The organism is Candidatus Margulisiibacteriota bacterium, from assembly GCA_041661965.1.
Taxonomy (GTDB): domain Bacteria; phylum Margulisbacteria; class WOR-1; order O2-12-FULL-45-9; family XYB2-FULL-48-7; genus XYB2-FULL-45-9.
This window is the reverse complement of record JBAZTH010000002.1, coordinates 251,881-274,941: the sequence shown is the minus strand read 5'-3', so window position 1 is coordinate 274,941 and position 23,061 is coordinate 251,881. Positions and strand designations below refer to the sequence as shown.

Below are 23,061 nucleotides of genomic sequence, written 5' to 3'. Positions count from 1 at the left end.
TTTCCTAATTTAATTAGTAAGCCAGATTATAGATGATGCTGACGTGAGTCGCAACCTACAGAAACTCATCAAACATCTTTTCGATCTCAATATGGAACCGGTCGGCCATCGTGAACAAGGCCTTGACCCCGGAGAGGGTCAAATTCATCTCTTCCATCAAATCGACGATCTTTCGGACCATTGCCAAATCGTTTTGTGAATAGAGCCGGTAGTTCTTGGGGGTCCGCTGCGGCTGGATCAACCCTTCTTCTTCATAGATTCGAAGAGTTCGGGGGTGACACCCGATCAGTTCAGCGGCGATATGGATCGTATAGACCGGTTTTTCACTATCGTGCAAGAAGCGGTACAAAAGTTCACCTCCTTACGCTAACACTAACATTAATAGTAGCATAAACCTTGACACAAACGTTGTCAAGGTGTTGGGTGTAACCGCGGAATTAATTCCGCGGTTAGAATAAACCAGACGACTAAGGTATAATTAACTAATGGTAAAAATAGGTTCGCTAAATATCGGGAAAACCATCCTGGCGCCCCTGGCGGGCTGTTCCGACCTGCCGTTCCGGCTGGTCTGCCGGGAACACGGGGCGAAGCTCGCTTTTTATGAGATGGTCGATTGCAATTCACTTCTCCATCATTCCCGCAAAACCGGAGAGTTGCTGCAAACTAACGAGCAGGATCAGCCAATAGCCGCCCAGCTGATCGGCGGCGACGCTGACGATATGGCCGAGGCGGCCAAGATCCTGTTGGGCATGATCAAACCTCCCTTTCTTGATATTAACGCCGCCTGCCCGGTCAAAAAGATGATGAAAAAAGGGTCGGGGGCTAATCTGCTTCGGGAGCCGCTGACCCTCTACAGTATGATCCGGAAAGTCGCGGCCGCTGTTGATATTCCGGTTACGGTCAAACTGCGGACCGGTTATGATAAAAAAGATCATAAACGGATCGCGACAATTGCCAAAAATTGCGAGAAGAACGGGGCGGCGGCGATCTTTGTGCATGGGCGGACAAAAAACCAGCTCTATTCCGGCGATGTCGATTATGAGGCGATCAAGGCGATCAAAGAAGCGGTCGCGATCCCGGTTTTTGGCTCGGGGAATGTCTTTACCCCTGAATTGGCGGAGAAAATGTTGGTCACGACCGGGTGCGATGGGGTGATGGTCGCCCGAGGAGCTTTCGGTAACCCCTGGCTCTTCCAGCAGATCGAGCCGTATTTGGCCGGTCAGGCGGTTCCGCTCCCTTCGTTAGAGGAGAGAAGAACGGTCCTGAAACAGCATTTGGCCTACATTCTCGAATATCGGGGAAAATACAAGAACAACCTGATCGGGCTGATGCGCAAGGTCGCGATCTGGTACCTGAAATCATTTCCCAACGCGGCGGCCGCCCGTAGCAGCGTCACGGCGGCGAAAAGCTATCCGGAATTGCTGGAGAAGATCGACCGGTTTTTAACATGAGCGAAAAAGTTTTAACTATTGGCCAATTGAACCAGGTCATCAAGATGTACCTCAAGGATCTTGCCCCCGAAGGGCTTTGGGTCAAAGGGGAGATCTTGGGTTACAAGCTTGGCGATGGCGGCCGCTACGCGTCCTTTATTATTTGTGAAAAAGAAGAGCGCTCCAACAAAGTGATCGCCCAAGCGCCGGCGATGTGCTGGGGGGCCGATTTGTCGATGCTCAACGGTAAGCTTAGAACGATCGATCGGACACTTGGCTTAAAAGACGGGATCATTGTCCAGCTAAAATGCGTTGCCGACCTTTGGCCGCAGGCCGGACGCTTTCAGCTGATCGTTAAAGATATCGAACCGAGCGTGACGGTCGGGGAACTTCATCTTCTCCGCCTAAAAATTTATCAAGAGCTGGTCGCTCTCGGCGTCCAGGACCAAAACAAACAACTGCCAATCCCGCTTTGTCCCCTTCGGGCTGCCTTGATCACCGCCAAAGGGTGTGCCGGCTATAATGACTTTATCCACGAGCTTTGGAGCGCCCGTTATCCTTTTAAGATCGACCTCTACGATTCGGCTGTCCAGGGTGAGGGGGTCGAGAAAGAAGTGACCGCCGCCCTGAAAACGATCGCCCGCCGGAGCGGCGATTACGACGTGATCGTAATCGTGCGTGGCGGCGGCGCGGTGACCGACCTGAAGTGGTTCGATAATAAAGCGATCGGTTTGGCGATTGCCAGTTCTCCCTTGCCGGTTTTGACCGGGATTGGCCACGAGATCAATCTGTCCCTGGCCGATATGATCGCCCATACGAACTTCAAGACCCCGACTGCGGCGGCTGGCTTTCTGGTAGAAAAAGTTAGGGGGTTCGAAGTAGCGGTCGACGAGCTGGTGGCGGGGATTAATCAAGCGGCGACCCAAATCTTGCGGGATAACCGGGTGGCGCTGCAAACTTTGACCCGGGAGATCAATAGCGAAGCCAAGCATTATCATCTGATGCAAAGGGCGGCGCTCGAAAATCTTTTCCAAAATATTTCCGCGGCCGCGATCGAAGCGATCAGGCAGCAAGAGGCCAGCCTGAATCATTTGGCGGAGAAGATTGCCCTTTTTGAGCCGAGAAACACGCTTAAATTAGGTTATAGCATTACCCGGGGGGGAGACGGCCGGGTTTTACGGCGGCTCGATCAAGTGAGCGTCGGCGAAGAACTAACGACCCAGCTGGTAGACGGCAAAATAGTCAGCAATGTCAGGTTAAAGGAGAAACAAAATGGCAACTAAAAAAGCGAAATACCAAAAATCGTTCGAAAGCCTCGAAAAGATCTATGCCGATCTGCGCGAGGGGAAGATCGGGATCGACGACCTGGAAGATAGCCTGAAAGAGGCCCTGGCCCATATCCAGGTATGTAAAGAGACCCTGAAAAAGCAAGAAGAGAAAGTGACCGATCTCATTAAAGAGATCGGCAAAGAAGGTTAATTCCCGAACTTCGCGGCATTGAACGGCAAGGCGAAAATGGCATTTAAAAAACCAGCGGATCTGGCAGATACTCAAAAGACCAAGCCGGTTCCGGACAAACCGAGCGAATATCCTTGGCCGGTACGTTCAGTTGATAGTTCCCTTGTTTCCCTTTATGCCAGGGGAGTCCTATTTCGTCGGATAATTGATATTGGGTGACCGGAACTGTGGCGCTAAGCTGCTCATTCGAGGCAATGCTCTTGGGCGGCAATTCAGTTTTTATCTTAGAGCCGGCGGGGAAGGTGAAGCCCCCAACATTTAAAGGCGCTTGGAAATTACAAGTAAATAGACGGGGAGTTAACGCGTCGATGATCGGCTTGGCTGGTTTTTGGATTTCCGCTTGGCAAGCGACCAGGCGAGTGGCGCCTAACGCCGCGGCTAAAGTTAATGGGGCTAGTCTGATCGGCAATTTTTTAATCTGCATTAATGATTCTCCTTTGTTTGCTGATAATACTTCATTATTTCTTGGTGAAAATTTCAAGTTGTTTCGAGTTGTCGCGCTATTCTTGCAACCGACCGGCGACTAGCCTATAATTTGTCTATGGAGTCGACTAATTTTCACAACCTGCCTGATCACCGCGGCCACTTTGGCCCATATGGGGGGATTTTCGCCCCGGAAACCCTGATGGCGCCGCTGGAAGAAGTGGCTCGCGCTTACCAGGCGGCTAAACAAGACCCGGAATTTCAAAAAGAAGTCGATTATTACCTTGAGAATTATGTCGGCCGGCCGACCCCGCTTTATTTTGCCGAACGGCTCTCCGATGAACTTGGCGGACCTAAGATCTACTTGAAGCGGGAAGACCTTTGCCACACCGGCGCCCATAAGATCAACAACACCATCGGCCAGCTAATTCTGGCTAAACGGATGGGGAAGAAGCGGATTATTGCCGAGACCGGCGCCGGCCAGCACGGGGTCGCGACTGCGACTGCGGCTGCTCTCTTTGATCTGGAGTGCGTAGTTTACATGGGAGAAGAAGATATCCGCCGCCAAGCGCTCAATGTTTTCCGGATGGAGCTCCTGGGCGCGAAAGTGATGCCGGTCAGCAGCGGAAGCAAGACCCTGAAAGACGCGGTCAATGAAGCTTTCCGCGATTGGATGGCCCATCCCGATACTTACTATTGCATTGGCTCTTGCATCGGCCCGCATCCTTACCCGATGATGGTTAGAGATTTTCAGTCGGTAATTGGCAAAGAGGCCAAAGCCCAGCATTTTGCTCTGGAAAAGAAGGAGCCTGATTACTTGGTCGCCTGTACCGGCGGGGGCTCCAATTCGATCGGCTTGTTCTACCCCTTTCTCGATGAAGCGACCAAGATCATTGGGGTCGAGGCGGACGGTGCGGCTCCCTTAGTTCATGGAAAGATCGGCGTTCTCCAAGGAACGATGACTTATGTCCTGCAAACCAAGGTCGGACAGATCGAAACGACCCACTCTATTTCGGCCGGGCTCGATTATTCCGGCGTCGGGCCGGAACATAGCTATTTGAAAGACTGTGGTCGGGTCCAATACGTTACGATCAAAGACAAAGAAGCCTTGGCCGGGTTTAAACTCCTTTCCAGAACGGAAGGGATCATTCCGGCTTTGGAATCTTCGCACGCGATCGCTTATTTAACGAAACTGGCGCCGACCCTCAACCGGAGCCAGACGGTGGTTGTCTCCCTTTCCGGCCGCGGGGACAAAGACGCGGAGGAGATCCGCAAAATGAGGCGGAAAAATGCTTAAGCAAGCCTTTAACAGAAAAGCGCTGATCACTTATGTCACTGCCGGGGACCCAAGCCTGGCGGCGACCGAGAAGTTGATTTATGAGTTTGAAAAAGCGGGGGCCGATATTATTGAATTAGGGATACCGTTCTCTGACCCGCTGGCCGACGGACCGGTCATCCAAGCTTCCCACCAGCGGGCGATCAAAAATAAGGTCGCTTTGGCCGATGTTTTTGCCCTGGTCGCGAAGGTGCGGCGCAAAACTGCGATCCCCATCTGCTTCATGCTCGCTTATAACCTGGTCCTGCAGTACGGCTTAGAGCGTTTTTACGCCGAATGCCGCCGTTCCGGAGTGAACGGGGTAATCATCCCTGATCTACCACCCGAAGAAATGAAAATTTCCGACGACCAGGTCGGTTCCATTTTTCTGATCGCGCCGACCAGTACCGATGAACGGATCAAGCTGGCTACGGAAAAAGCCTCCGGATTTGTATATCTCGTTTCGGTTGCCGGAGTGACCGGCCAACGCCGGGAATTATCCGGCGACCTTGGGGAATTGGTCGCCAGGATCAAAAGCCAAACCGAACTTCCGGTCGCGATCGGTTTTGGGATCTCAACGCCGAAGCAGGCGGCCGAAGCGGCCCGGGTCGCCGACGGGGTGATCGTCGGTTCGGCGATCGTCGATTTGATCGGCCAAAAGAAAACCGCGGCCGCCCTCAAGCTGATCGCCGAGATGCGCAAGGCGCTCAATGCTCTCTAGGATTGTTTACCGCTGTAAGCAGTTTTACTACGCTCTTTTTTCCGTTTACTCGAAGAATGACGAAAAGTTTGCCGGCCTTTATCTAAAGCCCCAGGAATTAGCCCTCTTTAATCAGCTTCCCGGCTTTGAGAAGAAGCATTCGGTCGTCGTCGCCCGCAAAATGCTGGCAATGTCCCGGCTCCATCCTGAACTCGATCCTAATAAACTCGCCCGGATCGGTCTGCTTCATGACATCGGGAAGGTTTTGGAGCACAACAGTATTACGACCAAGGCCCTGCTGGTTATTCTCCGTTTCTTTTTCCCCTGTTTGTACGAAACGCTGGCTGAAAGGGGTCGGACCAACCCGCGTTTCCGCCGGATCTATCTCTATAAGTATCACGGCCAATTAGGGGCGGAGATGTTGGGAAAACTAGGGGTGGCCCAAGATATCCTGACAGCCGTTAGAAAACACGACTCGAAAGTTGAACCGCCGGCTAAAGGCGATCCTTTGGAGTTAGCTCTCCTGCAGAAGTCGGATAGCACGCTGTAACGGTTGTCAAAATCCCGCCCCGGACCTTCATCTCCGCCGTAACTTTGGCCCAGCGAGGAGCGCAAGCGGCAACTACATCGTCTAAGATCTTATTAGTGAGATGTTCATGAAAAATACCCAGCTCCCGGTAAGCTAAAAAATATTCTTTAAGAGATTTCAGCTCCAGGCACTCATCGTTCGGCGCGTAATCGATGAAAATGGTAGCGAAGTCGGGGAGGCCGGTCTTCGGGCAGACGCAGGTAAATTCATCGGTCTCGATCTGAATGGCGTATTCCCGCTCCGGATATTGGTTTTCCCAAGTGTCGATCTTCGGAAGTTTAAGTTTGCGAACGTTTTTTTGCAGGCCCTGGTAGCTGTTTTTCATCGGTGTTTATTAATCTCGTCGCGGAGCTTTTTCGCTTCGGTCCGCGGATCGGCGGCGTAAAGGATGCCGCGGGAAGAGTTGATCACGGCGCGCAATCCCTGTTTGTTAACGCCGAATTTGACCGCGGCGGCTAAGTCGCCTCCTTGGGCGCCGACTCCGGGGATCAACAGGGGCATATTACCGGCGATTTGCCTGATCTCTTTGATCTCTTCGGGTTTGGTTGCCCCCACGACTAAGCCGCAATTCCCATTTTTGTCCCAGGCACTGGCCCGTTTAGCGACGGTAATATAGAGCCGTTCTTTTTCGCCCTGCGTTTCAAAATCCCGGCTGCCGGCATTGCTGGTCAAGCAAAGAACAAAAACCCCTTTATCCTGGTAATCAAGAAAAGGCTTTACCGAATCATAGCCCATATAAGGACTGACGGTCACGGCGTCAGCGTTGAAAACCTCATACGCCGCTTTGGCGTAAGCTTCGGAAGAATGGCCGACGTCGCCCCGTTTGGCGTCCAGGATGACCGGCAGACCGAGTTCGTGGATGTAATCGATCGTTTTCAAAAGAGAACTGATCCCCGCCAGGCCGTACATCTCGTAAAAAGCGGAGTTCGGTTTGTAGGCGCAAACTACGTCTTTGGTCGCGTCAATGATGCTTTTATTGAAGAGGAAGAAAGGATCGTCGGAGTTGATCAGGTTGGCCGGGATCTTTTTCAGGTCGACATCAAGACCGACGCAGAGGAGGCTGTTGTTCTTTTTCGCGGTCTGGTCTAAATGATCGACGAACCTCATGTCGGGATTTCTTCAGAGCTCGCTTCCTCGGCCACTTCAAGAGTCCCTTCACGCTCGGCCCTGGCCCGTTCTTTTTCGGCGATCATATCGCCGATGGTGACTTTTTTTTCTTCAACGGCGGCCGTTTGTTGGACTTCCTTGAGTGCCTGGCGGTCCCGTTCGACGTGGACCTGTTTGATCGAAAGGCCGATCTTTTGTTCGTCGGGAATGACCCGCAGGATCTTGGCGTCGGCGGTGTCGCCGAGCTTGATCGGGGTCCCGTCCGGATATTTAGCGTCTTCCGGGTTGACGACTTGTTCCTTGGAAAGTTCGGAAATGTGGATCAAGCCTTCAAGCCCATGGCCGAGTTCGACGAAAACGCCGAACTTGGCGAAGCGAAGGAGCTTAACTTTGACGACCTGGCCGGCCTTGAAGTGTTCGGCGGCGCTGGCCCACGGATCCGGCTGCAACTGGCGGAGGCCCAGCGCGACTTTTTTGCTGGCTTTGTCTACGCCGAGGACGAAAACTTCGATCTCGTCGCCGAGTTTTACGACTTCAGTCGGGCTCTTCACCCTTTTCCAGGAGAGTTCCGAGAGATGGATCAGCCCTTCGATGCCGCCGAGGTCGACGAAGGCGCCGAAGTTCTTGATGCTGACGACTTTCCCTTTGCGGACCTGGCCGACTTCAAGCTCGTTGATCAGCTTGTCATGGTCGGCTTTTTCCTTGTCACCGGCCGCTAGCCGATGGGAGAGGACGATCTTTCCCTGCCGGCGATTGACTTCAATAACTTTGAGCGGGATCTTCTGGCCGATAAAGGATTCAAAGGTTTCTTCCGCCCGTTTGCTGACCTGGGAGGCGGGGACAAAGCCGCGCAGACCGTCGCAATCGACGACCAGCCCGCCTTTGAGCGCTTGAACGACCTTCCCTTCCAACAATGTTTTGTTGCGGAAGGCGTTCATGGCGTTATACCAGTTACGTTCGTGGTCGGCGTGGGCCTTGGAAAGAACGACATAGCCTTCTTTGTCTTCCAGTTTTTCAATGAAAACGTCGATAATATCCCCGACCTTGACGATCTCTTCGGCCGAGGTAAAGGGATGTTCGGAGAGTTCGTTCGGGAGGATTAAGCCATCGGATTTGTACTTGATGTCGACCAGGACCCCGGAGTGGTCGACTTTAACGACCTTCCCTTTGACGATGTCGCCGACTTTATATTCATTAAAGGTCGAATCATAGCCGCTGGCCGGTGTGGTCGGTTTTGGTTCCGGGGCTTTAATGACCGGGGCCGGAGGGGCTGTTTTTAGTACTGGAGCGGCAAATACCTGCTCAACCGGCTTTGGCGCTGTCGGTTTGGCCGGAGCGGTAAAAGTTGTGGCTTTGAATTCTTCCTTGGCCGGGATATTTTCCTTTTTTTCCGTAGCGGAGAGTTTGCTTTCTTCGAGCGTTTGGCGGATCAATTCTTCGACTTCGGAGAGGGAGGCATCGGCCTTGCCGGTGCTGATTTGTGTTCCTTTAAAATCATTTTCCATAATGTAGTTAGAATATCATAAATAGAATAGAGGGTCAACTGGAATGGCTTGATTTAGCTGGTATTTATCCATTATTTCTTGACAAATTATTAATAAACTCTACAATATTAATCATTAATGAGAAATATTACTGAACCGACCTTCGGGTTTGGTTCGCACTTGATCATAGATTGTTTTGGTTGTCCGAACGAGAAATTGGCGGATGTTGCCTTCGTTCACGATATGCTGGACTCTTTTCCAGAGAAGATCGGCATGATTAAAGTTTCGGAGCCGCACGTTTTCCGTTCAACCGGCGGAGAGCGGGAGCCGGCCGGCGTTTCCGGCGTGGTCCTGATCGCCGAATCGCATATTTCGATCCATACCTTTCCCGAAAGCGGACACGCTTTCATCGATATTTTTTCTTGCAAGGATTTCAGCGTTGAATACGCCACGCAGCATCTTTCCGAAGCTTTTCAAGCGAGCCGCTACGAAGTCGCCCGGACCAGTCATGGCGTTGAAATGATGGGCTCTCTGGGGATCGAAGAGCTTCAGCCCCGGCGCGAGCGGGCGCTGGCGATCCACTGACTTCGTGACGCCGACCTTTCTCGAAATCGAACCGCAATATTACGATTACCGCCGTTCCAAATTCGTGGTTATCCCCTGTCCGCATGAAGCAACGACTTCTTATGGCCGGGGAACAAAGAATGGCCCGGCCGCGATCCTGCAAGCGTCCCAGCAGGTTGAGACTTTCGACGAAAGTTTGGGCTATGAAACTTACCAGCAGAGCCTGATCTATACCGAACGGGCGGTCCCTTTGTCCCGGTTGACGGCGGCGGTCAAGAAAGTGGTCGCTGACGATAAGGTGCCGGTGGTGTTGGGTGGGGAGCATTCATTGACCCCCTTCGCGGTCAAAGCGTGTGCCGATAAATATCGTGATCTTTCGGTTTTACAGCTGGATGCTCACGCCGACCTGCGCGACAGTTACCGGGGAAGCAAGCACAGCCACGCTTGCGCCGCCAGGCGGCTCTTGGAGATCGCTCCGCTGGTCCAGGCCGGGGTTCGGAGCCTCTCCAAAGAAGAATGGGATTTTGCCAAGTCGACCGGCCAACTTAACAAGATCCATTGGGCCGGGAAGATCAAACCGGAAAAGATCATCGAGCAACTAAGCGATAATGTCTATTTGACGATCGATGTCGATGTCTTGGACCCGGCGGTCATTCGCGCGACCGGAACTCCGGAACCGGGAGGCTTGTTGTGGGCTGAAATGCTAAATTTACTCGCGAAGATCTGCGCAAAGGCTAAGATCGTCGGCTTTGATGTCGTGGAGCTTTCTCCGCAAAAAGGGGACCTGGCCTCCGATTTTACAACCGCAAAATTAATCTATAAATTAATGGGTTTAACCGCTTAGTTTTTGTCCGCCGACTGAAATTCCTTCTTTTTAACGCCGATAACCAGGTAGATATGATCAGCAGACTATCCAAACGGACATTTCCCCGGAATCCCGAAGCGCTAAAGCCGACCAGTTTCGCGCGGAGCCGGGCTCTGCATGATCAGGCGCGGAAAACCGAACGAGGGAATAACGAAACGATCCGTCTGGCCGGATTAATGCCGGCTCACATGATCGAACTCCTCGATAAACTGCCGGAAATGGTCCACATCATCGACCGGAACGGTCGGATCGTTTACGCGAACAACGTTTGGCTCTCCAGATTGGGAAAGACTGAAAATAAAACGGTCGGCTCCTCGATCTTCGACCATTTGCCGGAAGCTCAACGTGAAACGGCGATGGCCAGGTTCAAGATCAAGCTGGCCGGCGGGACAGTCGAAAAGGTCATCGATCGGATGTACCTCGCCGAAAAAGGGGAAAAAGTATATGTAAATACCAGCGACCAGTTGCTGCGCGATCAAAGCGGGGAAGTCGCGCTGATCATTACGGTCCTTCAAGATATAACTCAAGTGAGAAGAATGGCGGCCCAAACGGCGGTCAACGCGATTATGGGGGTGATCGCCAGAGGGTTCGGCGAAAATTTGCGGAATATGCTGCAACCAATCGGTGGTCAGGCGGCTTATATCGGCAGGCTGGCCAATGAGCCGGCGACCAAGGAGCTGGCTCAAAAAATTGGCACAGCAACAAAGAGAGCGAAAGAATTCCTTGATCGGTTTATTGTTTTGGCTCGATGGCGTGCCGGGGACATTGAGATTTATAAGTATGATCTCCGTCAGATCCTCGGAGCCAGCTTTGACGTGTTTGAAGATATGATGGGGCTGACCTATGAAGATAAGGAAAAAGTTATGATGACGGAACAGACGGAAAGGTTGTTGTCCTCAACGGTAATGATGGAAGTGGACGTTAAGGTTGTCAGCCAGGTTTTAGCGGAACTGTACAAGAACGGCGTTGAGGCGGGAGGGGACGTGACCCTGGAGATCGACCGCCAAAACATAACCCAGGAAACGATCGATGATCTGCGCAATGTTCTTAAGCCCGGCGAATATTTGCGTTTTACGGTCAGAGACAGCGGGTGCGGGATCGATAAAAACGCCCGCCACGATATCTTTAAGCTGTTTTTTACCCAGAAACCGCAAGAAGCCCATACTGGTTTAGGGCTCTCGCTGGTTTATGCCGGCGTGACCGCTCATAAAGGCGGGGTTACAGTCGAAAGCGAAGAAGGGGCCGGAACTGCCATCCATCTTTATATTCCGGCTGTTCAAGCCAACGGGAACGGGTTCTAGGGGAGCTGGTTCGATTCTATAATCGCGGCCATCTCGGCCGGCATTGGCGCTTCAAACTCCACTCTGGCCCCGGTTCGCGGATGGTCAAACTTCAATTTATAAGCGTGTAGTAATTGGCCTTTGGCCCCGAGCTCTTCTCTTTTTCGCCCGTAAACCTGATCGCCGACAATGGGGTGCCCAAGGTGGCTTAAGTGGACCCTGATCTGGTGGGTCCGTCCGGTCTTGATCTTCACTTCGAGCAACGCGTACTCCCCCAACTCTTTGATTACCCGGTAATGGCTGATCGCTTCCCGCGAGCGGGCGCTGCCGGTCGGGTCGAGAACGGTCATTTTTTGCCGGTTGACCGGATGGCGGCCGATATTGGCCTCGATGACCCCTTTTTTGGCCGCCGGAACACCGTGGACCAGGGCGAGATAACTCTTTTCGACCGTCCGGTCTTTAATTTGCTTGATCAGCGAGCGATAGGCAAGGTCGGTTTTGGCGACGACGATCACGCCGGAGGTGTCTTTGTCGAGCCGGTGGACGATCCCCGGCCGCAAAGGGGCGCCTAAGGAGGCAAGCTGACCGCAGTGATGAAGTAGCGCATTGACCAAAGTTCCGCTGTAGTTGCCGGGGGCGGGATGGACAACCAGGTTTTTCGGTTTATTGACCACGACCAGGTCCTGGTCTTCAAAAATAATGTCGAGCGGTATCGCTTCGGGGCCGGTCGTCAGTTCTTTAGGCGGCGGGACTTCGACCGTGATCCGGTCGCCGGGTCTAAGCTTATAGCTGGCTTTGGTCGGCGCGCCGTTTAGGCTGACCAAACCCTGGTCGATCAAATCTTTAAGCTGGGAACGGGAGAGTTCCAGCTCTCCATGCCCCGCCAGGAATTGGTCGAGCCGCTCTTTTTCAGCGCTGGCCGGGACGATTATTTCGCCGGCCATTTTTTTAACAAGCCGCCGACGCCGATCATGAAGATCGCGATTACGATCCATTGCGAAGGGGTCAGGCTTAGCCAGTGGATCGGGCTATAGCGCAGAAATTCTATGGCGAAGCGGTAAAGAGAATAAAGGATCAGTCCCCAAAAGAAAATCTGGCCGTCGAATTTTTTCCTGGGGTAGAGCCAGAGCAGAAAACCAAAGGCGAGCAAGACCAGCAAGACGGAATACAGTTGAGTGGGATGAAGGTGCTGGTCGGGAAAATATGACCCGGCCAGGCAATCGCTTGGGAAAACCAGGCCCCACGGCAATTTTGTCGGCAAGCCAAAACAGCAGCCGTTGAGAAAACAGCCGAGCCGGCCGATGGCGTAACCAAGCATGGCGCCCGGGGTCACTACGTCAAGCAAACGGCGCAGAGCGATCTTTTTTTCGCCGGCAAAATAGACGAGCGCGCCCAGGCCGAAGATCAAGCCGCCGAGGAAGACCAGCCCGCCGCGCCAGATCATGAAGATCTCCAGCAGGTTCCCCCGGTAAAAATTCCATTGGCCGGCAACGTAAAAGAAGCGGGCGCCGACGACCGACGAAACAATAACGTACAGCGCGAGATCGATGATCGATTCGGTCTTGATCCCTTCCTGGCGGGCGAAATAAAGGGCGAAACCGATCCCGGTCAGGAAGCCGAGGGCGACCATCAAGCCGTAAGAAAAAAGCGAGATCGGGCCAAGCATTAATAATATTGGATGCATTTCTAATCCCCCTTTTTTTTGAACAAGACCAGGATGATCAGTCCGACCCCCAGGTCGATCATGATGTCGGCCAGGTTAAAGACCGGCCAGACTTTAAAATCAATATAATCGATGACGTAATGGCGAACCAGTCGATCAAACAGATTGCCGAGCGTTCCCCCGAGCAGCAGGGCGAGCCCGAGTTTGAGCGTCCAGTCGCGAGCGGTCAGGCGCTGCTGGAAATAGACCATCAGACCGGCGGCGAACAGGCTGATGATGATTAACAGCGGCGAACTGCCGGTCAGGATAGAGAAGGCGGCGCCGGTGTTTCGGACATAGGTCAGGCTTAGAAAGCGGCCGAGGAGGGGGAGGACCTGGCCGACCGACATGGTCGAGTTGACCAGCTGTTTTAGCGCCTGGTCGGCGATAATAATCGTCAGGGTCAATAAGTAGAAAGACATATTTAGCGTACGCGGGCCGGGGGTTGTTTAGTGTAAGCGTCGATCAAAGCGCCAATTTCCTGAAAATAGTGGCCGATGACCGGGAAGTTAACCAGCTGGGCCACAACGATCGTTAACATATAGATTGCGAGGCCTAAAACGATCGTGGTACCAAGGGCGAAGCCGACCCCTTGGGCGATCCCGTTCATAAAAGTGAACAGGATGTACCGCCAGGGATCGTGCTTGTCGCGCCTGATATTTTCGATCGCTTCAAAGAGCTTTTCGTCTTGCACTAGGTCCCCTCTTGCCAACTGGCAAGATATTTTACCTGATCCGGGGTCAGTTTGTCGATCCCGATTCCCATCGACTTTAACTTTAAGGTCGCGACCCAGTTTTCGATCTCCTGGGGAACGTTATAAACCTTATTTTCCAGCTCGCCGGCGTTTTTGATGGCGAACTCGGTCGCTAAGGCCTGGGTTGAGAAGCTCATGTCCATGACGGAGGCGGGATGCCCTTCGGCGGCGCCGAGATTGACCAGCCGCCCCTCGGCCAGGACGAAAACGCTGTGGCCGTTCGGCAGGATATATTCATCGACGAAATTGCGGACGTTCTTTTTTTCCTTCTTGGCCAGTTTCTTTAGGCCTATCAGGTCCAGCTCAATGTCGAAGTGGCCGGAATTACAGACGATCGCCCCGTTCTTCATCTTCTTGAAATGTTCCGGGCGAATAACGTGCATATTGCCGGTCAGAGTGCAGAAGAGGTCGCCGATTGCGGCCGCTTCCGCCATGGGCATGACCTGGAAGCCGTCCATTGCCGCTTCGATCGCTTTGATCGGGTTGACTTCGGTGACGATAACATTGGCCCCCATCCCTTTACAGCGCATCGCAAACCCTTTGCCGCACCAGCCGTAGCCGACGGTGACGACCGTTTTACCGGCCAGGAGGAAGTCGGTCGCCCGAATGATCCCGTCGACGGTGCTTTGCCCGGTCCCGTAGCGGTTGTCAAAGAGGTTTTTTGTCTGGGCGTCGTTCACGGCGATGACCGGGAACTTAAGCGCTCCGTCCCGCTCCATCGCTTTGAGGCGGATCACGCCGGTCGTGGTCTCTTCCATGCTGCCGATGATCCCGTCCGCGATCGCCGGGTATTTGGTGGAAATAGCGGTGACCAGATCGCAACCGTCATCCATGGTGATGACCGGTTTATGTTCGATCGCGGCGGTTAAATGCTTGAAGTAAGTGGCGTTGTCTTCTCCCTTGATGGCGTAAACGGGGATGCCGTAATCGACGACCAGCGAGGCGGCGACGTCGTCCTGGGTGGAGAGGGGATTGCTGGCGCAAAGGACGATATCGGCGCCGCCGGCTTTTAAGGCCCGGACCAGATTGGCGGTTTCGGCGGTGACATGGAGGCAGGCGCTCATCTTTTTCCCTTTAAGGATCCGGCTCTTTTGGAATTTCTCTTTGACCTGGGAGAGGACCGGCATATCCCGCTCCGCCCACTCGATCCGGAGCTTCCCTTTTTTCGCCAGGTTCAGATCTTTAACGTCGCATTTCTTTTTTGTCATCAAAAGTCCTCCCTTTATGATTGAAAACGACAATATTATAACATGAAAAGAGGCTAAAGTGCGCTGACGACTCCGGCGCAGCGGTCGCAGATAGTCGGATGAGCGTCGTTCTTTCCCACGCTTTCGCGCCAGTTCCAGCAGCGTGCGCATTTTTCTCCCGGCGCGTGGCTGACCTTCGGTTCCCCTTCCCCTTCGGTCAGGCTGACCTTTGAAGCGATAAAGACCATTGGCAACAAGTCGGCGACCGACTGCAGAGCGGCCAGCTCATTCCCCTTGGCGAAATATTCGACTTGGGCGTCGACCGAGGCGCCGATCTCTTTGGCGTTCCTGACCGCTTCGATCTGGCGGTAGGCCTTTTCCCTGGCGGCTAGGATAATGGCCCATTTGTTTTCCAGCTTTTCGTCCAGATATTGCTTATCGACCTCTGGCATAGCCGACAGAAAGATGCTGTGTCCTTTGATATTAATAAACTGGTTGATATTTTCCGCAGTAAAAGAGAGAATCGGCGCCATCAGTTTAACCAGCGTGGCCAGGATCTGGTTCATGGCGAACTGGGCCGAGCGCCGCTCGCGCGAATTTTTTTCTTCGCAATAGAGCCGGTCTTTGGAAAGATCCAGGTAAAAGGCGGAAAGGTCGTTGACGCAAAAGTCGTAGAGCGAGTGGTAGACCAGATGGAATTCGTATTCTTCGTAAGCTTTGGTTGCTTTTTCTGCCAGCCGGTTAAGTTTCAATAAAGCCCAGCGATCGATCTCCAGCAATTCGACCGGAGCAGTCGGATCAAAATCGGCTAAATTGCTTATCAGGAAGCGGCAAGTGTTGCGGATCTTAAGATAGGCATCCTGAACTTGTTTTAGGATCTTCTCGGAGGCGGCCATGTCGTTACGAAAGTCGGTTGAGGCGACCCAGAGCCGCAGGACGTCGACGCCGTAGCGTTTGCTGACATCTTGCGGGTCAATAACGTTTCCTTGCGACTTGCTCATTTTCTTCCCTTTGTCGTCGATCGTAAAACCGTGGGTCAGGACGGCGTTGAAGGGGGCCCGTCCTTTATAGCCGACGCCAAGCAGGAGGGAAGATTGGAACCAGCCGCGATGCTGGTCCGATCCTTCCAGGTAAAGATCGGCCGGCCAGCTAAGGCCGGGAACCGTTTCCAGGACTGCCGCGTGCGACGAGCCGGACTCGAACCAGACGTCAAGGATATCGGTTTCTTTGGTGAATTCGGCGCCCTCACAAGCCGGGCATTTGGTCCCGGCCGGGAGAATATCTTTGGCTTCTTTGGAGAACCAGCCATTGGTCCCTTCGTTGCGGAAGAGTTCGCGGATCGCCTTGTTAAAGAGACCGGTCATTTGCGGCCGCCCGCATTTTTGGCAATAGAAAGCGGGGATTGGGACCCCCCAGGCTCTCTGGCGGGAAATACACCAGTCGGGGCGTCCTTCGACCATTCCCCGGATCCGATTCTCTCCCCAGTCGGGGAACCACTTGGTTTGACCTATCGCCTTTAACGCCTCTTGCCTTAATTCGCGATGATCGATCGAGATAAACCATTGTTCGGTCGCCCTAAAAATAACCGGGCTCTTACAGCGCCAGCAGTGCGGATAGGAGTGCTTGATAAATTCCAGTTTCAAGAGGGTGCCGTCGGCCTTCATTTTCTCGCCGATGATCTTGTTGGCTTCATCATAAGATTTGCCGGCCAGCCAGTCTGGGACGGAATTATCGAACTTGCCGTGCGGGTCGACCGGCATGACGACCGGGAGTTTGTATTTCAAACCGACTTGATAATCTTCGGCGCCGTGGCCGGGGGCGATGTGGACCAACCCGGTCCCTTGCTCCAGGGTGACTAGTTCGCCCAGAACCACCGGGACCTGGCGGTCGAGGAAGGGATGCCGGCAGAGGATCCCTTCCAGGTTCCGGCCGTGCGTCCGTTCAATGATTTTGTGTTCTTTGATTTCCAGCTTCTCCAGGAATGAGGCCAGTAACCCTTCTGCTACGACATAAACCTTCTCCTCTGCGCCACCGACATTAACGAAAACATATTCCAATTCCGGGTGGGCGCAGATGGCGACGTTAGCCGGCAGGGTCCAGGGGGTGGTGGTCCAGATGACGAAATTGACCGCGCCGGTCAATTTCGCGAGCGGCGATTTGCCGTTTAGCACGATCGATTTGTTATCAACGACCGCGAATTTAACGAAAATTGAAGGCGAACGGTCGTCCTCATACTCAAGTTCGGCTTCGGCAAGGGCGGTTGTATCTTTTGGACACCAGTGGATCGGCTTTAGGCCGCGGTAAACGTACCCTTTTTCCGCCAGAACGCCGAATAGTTCGGCGATTTTTTCCTCGTAAGAGTGGTTGATGGTCAGGTAAGGATTATTCCAATCGCCAAAAACACCGAGTTTTTTGAATTCTTCCCGCTGGAGATTAACGTATTTCAAGGCGTAGTCGCGGCATTTCTCGCGAAACTCGGTGATCGACATCTCTTTCCGTTTTTCCCCGATCTCTTTGATCAATTGGGTTTCGATCGGTAAGCCATGGCAATCCCAGCCGGGGATATAGGGAGAGTGAAAACCCTGCATCGATTTGAATTTCACCACAATATCCTTGAGGATCTTGTTTAGCGCGTGACCAAGGTGGATGTCACCGTTGGGATAAGGGGGGCCATCATGTAAAATGAATGGCTTGTTTTTGGCGTTTTTGTCCTGGATTTGAGCGTAAATGTTTTGCCCATTCCAGTAAGTCAGCAGTTCTTCCTCGACTTTCGCAAGATTAGCCCGGATCGGAAATTCAGTTTGCGGCAGGTTTAAGGTCTTTTTGTACTCCATGTGTAAATTTTATCATTTTCAGTCGGAGAAGACAAATTGAGATATATCATTTATATTCGATAGATCCACTCTTGCCGGAACCTGGCCAGCTGGATCGGGTCGATTCCCAGCAAAGCTTGGTCATTAAACCGGTCTTCCTGGATCGCGGTTAGGGCCGCGTAGAGCTTTTGAGTGATCGGACCCGGTTCGCCATTATTAAAGGTTGCTTTTTTACCCTGGTAAGTAATCGAGCCGACCGGTGAAAGGACGGCCGCTGTTCCGGTGCAGAAAGCTTCCTTGGCATTAAGCGCCATGGCGATCGGAACTTTCGTTTCTTCGACTTTTATCCCCATTGCCCTGGCCAATTGGATCGTACTATCGCGGGTAATTCCCGGTAAGATGGTCCCGCTTAATTCCGGAGTGTAAAGGGTGTCGCCGATGACAAAGAAGGCATTGGCCGCGCCGACTTCTTCGACAAAAAGGTTTTGTTTGGCGTCCAGCCAAAGGATTTCGGCGAACCCCGCGTCCTTGGCCATGACCGAAGCGATCATCCCGGTGACGTAATTGCCGCTGGCTTTAACGTTCCCGGTCCCGCCATCGCCGGCGCGGTGGAGCTTTTCTTCGACCAGCAGATCAATGGGTTTAAACCCGGCTTTGAAATACGGGCCGACCGGACTGACAAAAACCATTAACGATTCTTGCGGCGCCGGTTGGACCCCTAGTCCGGCTCCGCTGCCAAAATGGAGCGGCCGGATATAAAGGGCGGCTTTGAGACCGGGAGGCGGGACCAGTTCCTCATTGGCCCGAACGGTTTCAGAGATGGCTTTTAGATAGAATTCAACTGAAGCTGGGGTCATTGCCAGCCGTTGGGCGCTTCGTCCCAGTCGCTTGGCGTTCTCTTCCCAGCGGAAACCGACGAGGTTGCCGTTTTGGTCGCGGTAAGCTTTCAGTCCTTCGAAAGCGGACGGGCCGTAATGAAGGGCGACTGCCGCCGGCTCGGTTGGGAATGGGCCAAAAGGAAAGAGATGTTCCGCGGGGTTAGAAACCGCAGTCGACCAATCGGCCCCCTTATTGATGGTGGCGAAGAACATCGCTTTGCTGGCGTTGAGAGAAAAAGGAAGATGCGCCCAATCGATCGGACTAGCCGCGGTCGGCTGGAAGCGGGCCAATATCTCGGGATGAGCGGCAATGATTTGTTCGGCGACCGCCAAATCGCTTCGGCGAACGTGACCAGCTTCAAAAGCGTTGGGAATTAAGGTGTGGCCGATCAATTCTGACGGCAGATCGTCAAGCCGGCCGACGGCAAGTCCCCTAACCCCGTCGATCTCGATGGAATAAACGACTTTTGGGGCCTTGGCTTGAAGCTTGGAGAGAGCGGTTCTTTCATTATTGCCTGGGCGCAGACCGTGCAGCGGTTGGCCGCCTCTGACATCGATGCGGGTAACTCGAAAATTCATAATAAAACCTCCGTAATAATAAAGACAAGTAGTTATCTGCAGGAGTGGAAAATAATTTCAGGTCTTTTTTGAGGCTTAAGCGGAGGGGAGAGTGATCTTGACGGTTGTTCCCTGGCCTTCAACGCTGTCGAATTTGATCGAGCCGCTCTGGTCTTCCAGAATCTTTTTGGTAATTGAAAGGCCAAGCCCGGTCCCGGCCTCTTTGGTGGTAAAGAAAGGATCGAAGATCCTTTTGAGCACTTTAGCCGGGATCCCGGGTCCGGTATCTTTGAAAATGACGTGGCTGGAGCCGGAATCCGGTTGGATGGCGAGGGTGACAGTCCCCCCTTTGCTGCCGATCGCTTGAATGGCGTTGGTCAAAATGTTCATAAAGACCTGAACGATCCGGTTCTTGTCGACCATTGCCATGATCGGGCTGTCGATGGCGTATTCCTTGACGACCTTGACGTTGTTCCGCTTGATCTCATAACCGAGGATCGCGAGAACCTTTTCGATGACCGGCGCGAGCAGGACCGGTTCCGCGTTTAAATTGTTCATCTTGGAATAATCGGAGAGCCCTTCCAGGATCAGTTTGATCCGTTCGACTTCAGAGGGGAGCATTTTAAGGACGCTTTCCTTGAATTCCGGATCGTCCCACCGTTTGGGCATGGCGTGGACGACGGTGTACAGATAGGTAAAGGGATTTTTCAGCTCATGGGCGACGCCGGCGGTCGCGGTCCCGAGCGCGGCCAGTTTTTCCGCTTGGATGCAAAAGGCCTGGTTTTTCTTCAATTCTTCAAAGATGAAGGCGTATTCGATGTTCATGGTGATCTGGTGGGCGAGAGTGGTCAGGAATTCGATGTCATCGCGGGAGAACGCTTCTTGATTGAATTTCTTGCCGAGATTGATGGTCGACAAGAGCATTGGTTTGTTGAAGTAGCCGCTTTCCGAGATGCTCGGGATGATCAAGGTTGCCTTGAGCTTTTTCATTTCGTCGACAATCGCTTGCAGGCGGAGCCGCTCGCTTGGGTAAGCGGCCCCCCGGACTTTCAACAGGGCTTGGATCTCTTCCAGGACGATTTCCCGCCGGCGGGTGAGGAGTTCTTCGACCAGCGGTGAATCGCCGGCGATCTCTATCCCGATCGAATCAGTGGCTTCTCTTTCCCCGGCCCGAACGACGTAGGCCTGTTTGTCCCGGTCGAGGACCATGGTCGAAGCGGCCGACAGGAACATCTCTTTGGTCAATAGGTAGGGGAAGAGGCGACTGAAGCGTTCCAGGTCGACTTCCGGTTTGGCGATCGCGTTGATGTATTTGCTTAAGACCAATTGGTAACTGTAGCGCTGACGGAAAAGAAAATCGTCGATCACTCTTTCAATGGCGTTGCGCAGCGGCTGGAATAGGATCGCGATAATAAACGCGGCGACGATCCCGACCCAAAGGGAACCGTGATTGGTCGTGATCTTGATGTATTTGATCCCGATCAGGATCAACGAGACCAGTCCGCCGGTTAGCAAAGTGCTTAATAAATAATAGATTGTGTTCCGTTTGAGCGCCAGCTCCACGTCAAGCAGGCGAACTTTGGCCGTCCCGTAGATGATGACCGCCATAAAGATCAGGGTGGAGAGATAGCCGATGGGATAGGCGGAGGCCTGGTAATTCGGAAGAAAATCGGCGATGCCCAGCAGGGTGCTGGCGAACGCCAGCAGCAAGAAAAATGATTGGCGGGCCAAAAGCGGGCGCCCCTGTTTTTGCGCCTGGAAATAGTTCAAAGCCAGGAGCCAGATAGCGACGGCAAATAGAGCGAAGAAATAGACGGAAAACACCAGGTACAACTGTCCGGCCTCCGGATAGTAACCCCAAAAATATTGGATCACTCCGGTGTAAACCCGGGCGGTGAGGAGGCCGGCGACCGACCCAAGCCCGCTCAAGAGGAAGAGAGAGGAAAAAATCCAGCGCGGGATTTTGAATTCGACGAAGGCGGCGCTGAATTGCAGCGCGAAAACCGGGATAAAAGCGATCCCGATAAAACCGATCCGCGCCCAAACTTGAGCGATCACTTCGTTCCGGCTTAGATACATGCCGGCAAAAGAGGCCAACCACCAGGCGGCGCTTAGGCATAAATAGGCGAAGGGGCCGTTTACTTTAGAGCGGGGATTGCTGGATAGGACAACCAGGCCGAAGAACGCGGCCAGGACCCCGGTAAACAATGGAGGTAGAGAGTAAAAATTCATTAGTTATCTCCACTAAAATTATCCCACAAACCAGTGATAATATCAATTGTATCTGACGAAAATTCGCCACTATATATTGAGACAAAATCTTTGACCGTTAATTGAGGAAATGACATAATGATGGCATGTTTTGGCGGGCAATCGTTATTTTACTTTTAATGGCAATTCCAGCGGCGGCCTTCTCCGTTCGTTCTCTTGGGATGGGAAACATCTATTCACCGGCGGCTACTGATCCGGCAGGGTTATTTTACAATCCGGCCTATTTGGCCCGGAACGACGCGATTAGACTGTCGGGGGAAAGTCTTTTGGCCGGCGCGGTCCCCAAAGATTGCTTAGCCTTATCGATTGGTGATTTAGGGGTTGGGCGGGCCGGGTATGATCAGGGCGGGTTGTTATTTGTCGGGCATGGCTTTAATACTTATTCTTTTTTTCGCCTTGGGATCGGGGTCCGGTTTTTAAACGGGAAAAAAGACTTTGACCTTGGGTTTGACGCCGATCTTAATCGGAATTGGGCGCTTTCCGCCGCCGTTCAAAACACTGATGGCGCGATCCTCCCTGCCGATTATAATCTTAATCTGGCTTATCACACGGAAGATCGGGACCGATCGGTTGTGGTGGCGCGCGACTCGCTGGGGAAGATTGGGCTGGGTTATGAACAGCAATTCTTGCCCAGGGCTTTTTTCCGTTTCGGCCTGGCTGGCGAGCGCCCGACCTTAGGCTTGACCTACCCGCTTAATCGCTATATCGACCTTGATCTGGCGGGCGATTGGGACCGGGGAGGGGGGCGGGTGCTTTTTGGGCTTAACGTTTTCCGTAATACTGAAAACAAAAAGATCAACTCAAACCGGTCGCTTAATTTTGGACCGGCGATCGTCGGCGAGGATAAATTCGCGGTCATTGAAGGGTACAATCTTCACTATGTTGACGCCGGCGGCGGCTACCCATTCGTGCTGATCGGCGGAGGGATACATTATACCCACCATTGGGACCCTTACATGGCGGAGCTTGCCGCCCAATACCGGGTAATAAACATCGATCATTTGGGCGCGGGAGAATCGGATAAGCCAAACTATTTCTTTGGCTACACGACCGAGGAGCAGGCGGAAATTGTCAACGCGTTGCTCGATCAGATCGGGATCAAAGAGGCGTATTTGCTTGGCTATTGCTATGGCGGTTCGGTGGCGATGTATCTGGCCGGAAAATACCCGGAAAAATACAAAAAGGTCGTGGCGATAGAGGGCTTTGTGGTTGGCCTCAACAACATCCCGATCGAGGGGAACACCGAACTGCGGCGGCAAGCGGTCACCCTTCGTCATGACGTCGAGTATCTTGGGGCTTATTTACTGCGGGATTTTGTCTGCGCCAGTTACCGGCTCGATTATCCATACTTTAACGAGAAAATGTGGTTTCAGGTCAACCGGTCGATCCTTTATATTGATATCGGTGAAAAAGTTAAGGGAATGAAGGCTTCGCTTCTCTATTATGCCGGGACCAAATCCTGGGCTAAAGATTTTCTTGCGCCGACCAAAGAATTTGTCAGAAAGAACGTCAAGGATTTAGAATATATTGAGATTGAAGGGGCCGGTCATGATGTTGACCGCTACGATCAAAAAGAGTTTATGCGGCGATTGCTGGCCTTTCTCAAGCAATAATCCGGGGAGA

23 protein-coding genes are annotated in these 23,061 nt (G+C 53.0%); 10 read left to right on the top strand and 13 right to left on the bottom strand.

Going from position 1 to position 23,061, the window contains the following annotated elements; genetic code table 11:
• Nucleotides 1–55 precede the first annotated feature (55 nt).
• A complete protein-coding gene (locus tag WC772_04215; GenBank protein ID MFA6169955.1) occupies nt 56–349 on the bottom strand; it encodes a MerR family transcriptional regulator in 294 nt (97 codons plus the stop codon).
• A 136-nt stretch (nt 350–485) separates the two neighbouring features.
• On the opposite strand from WC772_04215, the gene dusB reads away from it, so the two are divergent.
• The 3 genes from dusB to WC772_04200 are packed head-to-tail and all read left to right on the top strand — an operon-like array spanning nt 486 to nt 2,909.
• Nucleotides 486–1,451 (top strand): tRNA dihydrouridine synthase DusB, encoded by a 966-nt coding sequence (dusB, locus tag WC772_04210; GenBank protein MFA6169954.1) that lies wholly within the window; start codon nt 486–488, stop codon nt 1,449–1,451.
• A complete protein-coding gene (gene xseA / locus WC772_04205; GenBank protein MFA6169953.1) occupies nt 1,448–2,713 on the top strand; it encodes an exodeoxyribonuclease VII large subunit in 1,266 nt (421 codons plus the stop codon). The genes dusB and xseA overlap by 4 nt, the downstream gene beginning before the upstream one ends.
• Nucleotides 2,703–2,909 carry an exodeoxyribonuclease VII small subunit gene (locus WC772_04200; protein ID MFA6169952.1) on the top strand — a complete coding sequence of 69 codons (207 nt, stop codon included), beginning with the start codon at nt 2,703–2,705 and terminating at the stop codon, nt 2,907–2,909. Before xseA ends, WC772_04200 begins: the two co-directional genes overlap by 11 nt.
• A 43-nt stretch (nt 2,910–2,952) precedes the next feature.
• Here WC772_04200 and WC772_04195 read toward each other — a convergent pair whose 3' ends face one another.
• Entirely contained in the window at nt 2,953–3,372 is a 420-nt protein-coding gene (locus WC772_04195; GenBank protein MFA6169951.1) for a hypothetical protein, read from the bottom strand.
• A gap of 117 nt (nt 3,373–3,489) precedes the next feature.
• Here WC772_04195 and trpB point away from each other — a divergent pair, with 117 nt between their 5' ends.
• Genes trpB through WC772_04180 form a run of 3 tightly spaced genes read left to right on the top strand, consistent with a single transcriptional unit; the run spans nt 3,490 to nt 5,936 of the window.
• Nucleotides 3,490–4,668, top strand: a complete 1,179-nt coding sequence (gene trpB, locus WC772_04190) for a tryptophan synthase subunit beta (GenBank protein MFA6169950.1) — start codon at nt 3,490–3,492, stop codon at nt 4,666–4,668.
• Entirely contained in the window at nt 4,661–5,407 is a 747-nt protein-coding gene (trpA, locus tag WC772_04185; protein MFA6169949.1) for a tryptophan synthase subunit alpha, read from the top strand. Before trpB ends, trpA begins: the two co-directional genes overlap by 8 nt.
• The gene (locus WC772_04180) at nt 5,397–5,936 is read left to right on the top strand and encodes an HDIG domain-containing metalloprotein (GenBank protein ID MFA6169948.1); all 540 of its coding nucleotides are present in this window, start codon (nt 5,397–5,399) and stop codon (nt 5,934–5,936) included. The genes trpA and WC772_04180 overlap by 11 nt, the downstream gene beginning before the upstream one ends.
• On the opposite strand, the gene queF is transcribed toward WC772_04180, so the two are convergent.
• Genes queF through WC772_04165 form a run of 3 tightly spaced genes read right to left on the bottom strand, consistent with a single transcriptional unit; the run spans nt 5,881 to nt 8,587 of the window.
• Nucleotides 5,881–6,300 carry a preQ(1) synthase gene (gene queF / locus WC772_04175; GenBank protein ID MFA6169947.1) on the bottom strand — a complete coding sequence of 140 codons (420 nt, stop codon included), beginning with the start codon at nt 6,298–6,300 and terminating at the stop codon, nt 5,881–5,883. The genes WC772_04180 and queF overlap by 56 nt on opposite strands.
• Nucleotides 6,297–7,082, bottom strand: a complete 786-nt coding sequence (pyrF, locus tag WC772_04170; GenBank protein MFA6169946.1) for an orotidine-5'-phosphate decarboxylase — start codon at nt 7,080–7,082, stop codon at nt 6,297–6,299. Before pyrF ends, queF begins: the two co-directional genes overlap by 4 nt.
• Nucleotides 7,079–8,587 (bottom strand): S1 RNA-binding domain-containing protein, encoded by a 1,509-nt coding sequence (locus WC772_04165; protein MFA6169945.1) that lies wholly within the window; start codon nt 8,585–8,587, stop codon nt 7,079–7,081. Before WC772_04165 ends, pyrF begins: the two co-directional genes overlap by 4 nt.
• 117 nt (nt 8,588–8,704) lie before the next feature.
• On the opposite strand from WC772_04165, the gene speD reads away from it, so the two are divergent.
• From speD to WC772_04150, 3 genes are read left to right on the top strand one after another with little or no spacing between them, the layout of a single operon-like run.
• On the top strand, nt 8,705–9,151 hold the full coding sequence (gene speD / locus WC772_04160; protein ID MFA6169944.1) for an adenosylmethionine decarboxylase: 447 nt from the start codon (nt 8,705–8,707) through the stop codon (nt 9,149–9,151).
• Between the two features lie 4 nt (nt 9,152–9,155).
• Nucleotides 9,156–9,974 carry an agmatinase gene (speB, locus tag WC772_04155; protein ID MFA6169943.1) on the top strand — a complete coding sequence of 273 codons (819 nt, stop codon included), beginning with the start codon at nt 9,156–9,158 and terminating at the stop codon, nt 9,972–9,974.
• Between the two features lie 53 nt (nt 9,975–10,027).
• Nucleotides 10,028–11,296: an ATP-binding protein gene (locus tag WC772_04150; protein MFA6169942.1), complete on the top strand. Its 1,269-nt coding sequence runs from the start codon at nt 10,028–10,030 to the stop codon at nt 11,294–11,296.
• Here WC772_04150 and WC772_04145 read toward each other — a convergent pair.
• The 8 genes from WC772_04145 to WC772_04110 form a co-directional block, all read right to left on the bottom strand.
• Nucleotides 11,293–12,219, bottom strand: a complete 927-nt coding sequence (locus WC772_04145) for an RluA family pseudouridine synthase (GenBank protein ID MFA6169941.1) — start codon at nt 12,217–12,219, stop codon at nt 11,293–11,295. The two genes, WC772_04150 and WC772_04145, sit on opposite strands and share 4 nt — an antisense overlap.
• Nucleotides 12,204–12,959, bottom strand: a complete 756-nt coding sequence (gene lgt, locus WC772_04140; GenBank protein ID MFA6169940.1) for a prolipoprotein diacylglyceryl transferase — start codon at nt 12,957–12,959, stop codon at nt 12,204–12,206. The genes WC772_04145 and lgt overlap by 16 nt, the downstream gene beginning before the upstream one ends.
• Before the next feature lie 2 nt (nt 12,960–12,961).
• Nucleotides 12,962–13,399 carry a signal peptidase II gene (gene lspA / locus WC772_04135; protein ID MFA6169939.1) on the bottom strand — a complete coding sequence of 146 codons (438 nt, stop codon included), beginning with the start codon at nt 13,397–13,399 and terminating at the stop codon, nt 12,962–12,964.
• 2 nt (nt 13,400–13,401) lie between these two features.
• Nucleotides 13,402–13,671 carry a DUF5665 domain-containing protein gene (locus WC772_04130; GenBank protein ID MFA6169938.1) on the bottom strand — a complete coding sequence of 90 codons (270 nt, stop codon included), beginning with the start codon at nt 13,669–13,671 and terminating at the stop codon, nt 13,402–13,404.
• The gene (gene ahcY, locus WC772_04125) at nt 13,671–14,939 is read right to left on the bottom strand and encodes an adenosylhomocysteinase (GenBank protein MFA6169937.1); all 1,269 of its coding nucleotides are present in this window, start codon (nt 14,937–14,939) and stop codon (nt 13,671–13,673) included. The genes WC772_04130 and ahcY overlap by 1 nt, the downstream gene beginning before the upstream one ends.
• Before the next feature lie 53 nt (nt 14,940–14,992).
• Nucleotides 14,993–17,752 carry an isoleucine--tRNA ligase gene (gene ileS, locus WC772_04120; GenBank protein MFA6169936.1) on the bottom strand — a complete coding sequence of 920 codons (2,760 nt, stop codon included), beginning with the start codon at nt 17,750–17,752 and terminating at the stop codon, nt 14,993–14,995.
• A gap of 50 nt (nt 17,753–17,802) precedes the next feature.
• Complete coding sequence (locus tag WC772_04115; GenBank protein MFA6169935.1) at nt 17,803–19,188, bottom strand: branched-chain amino acid aminotransferase; 1,386 nt, start codon at nt 19,186–19,188, stop codon at nt 17,803–17,805.
• A gap of 75 nt (nt 19,189–19,263) precedes the next feature.
• Complete coding sequence (locus WC772_04110; GenBank protein MFA6169934.1) at nt 19,264–21,399, bottom strand: ATP-binding protein; 2,136 nt, start codon at nt 21,397–21,399, stop codon at nt 19,264–19,266.
• A 158-nt stretch (nt 21,400–21,557) separates the two neighbouring features.
• Between WC772_04110 and WC772_04105 the strand changes: the two genes are divergently transcribed.
• Nucleotides 21,558–23,051 carry an alpha/beta hydrolase gene (locus WC772_04105; protein ID MFA6169933.1) on the top strand — a complete coding sequence of 498 codons (1,494 nt, stop codon included), beginning with the start codon at nt 21,558–21,560 and terminating at the stop codon, nt 23,049–23,051.
• Nucleotides 23,052–23,061 lie beyond the last annotated feature (10 nt).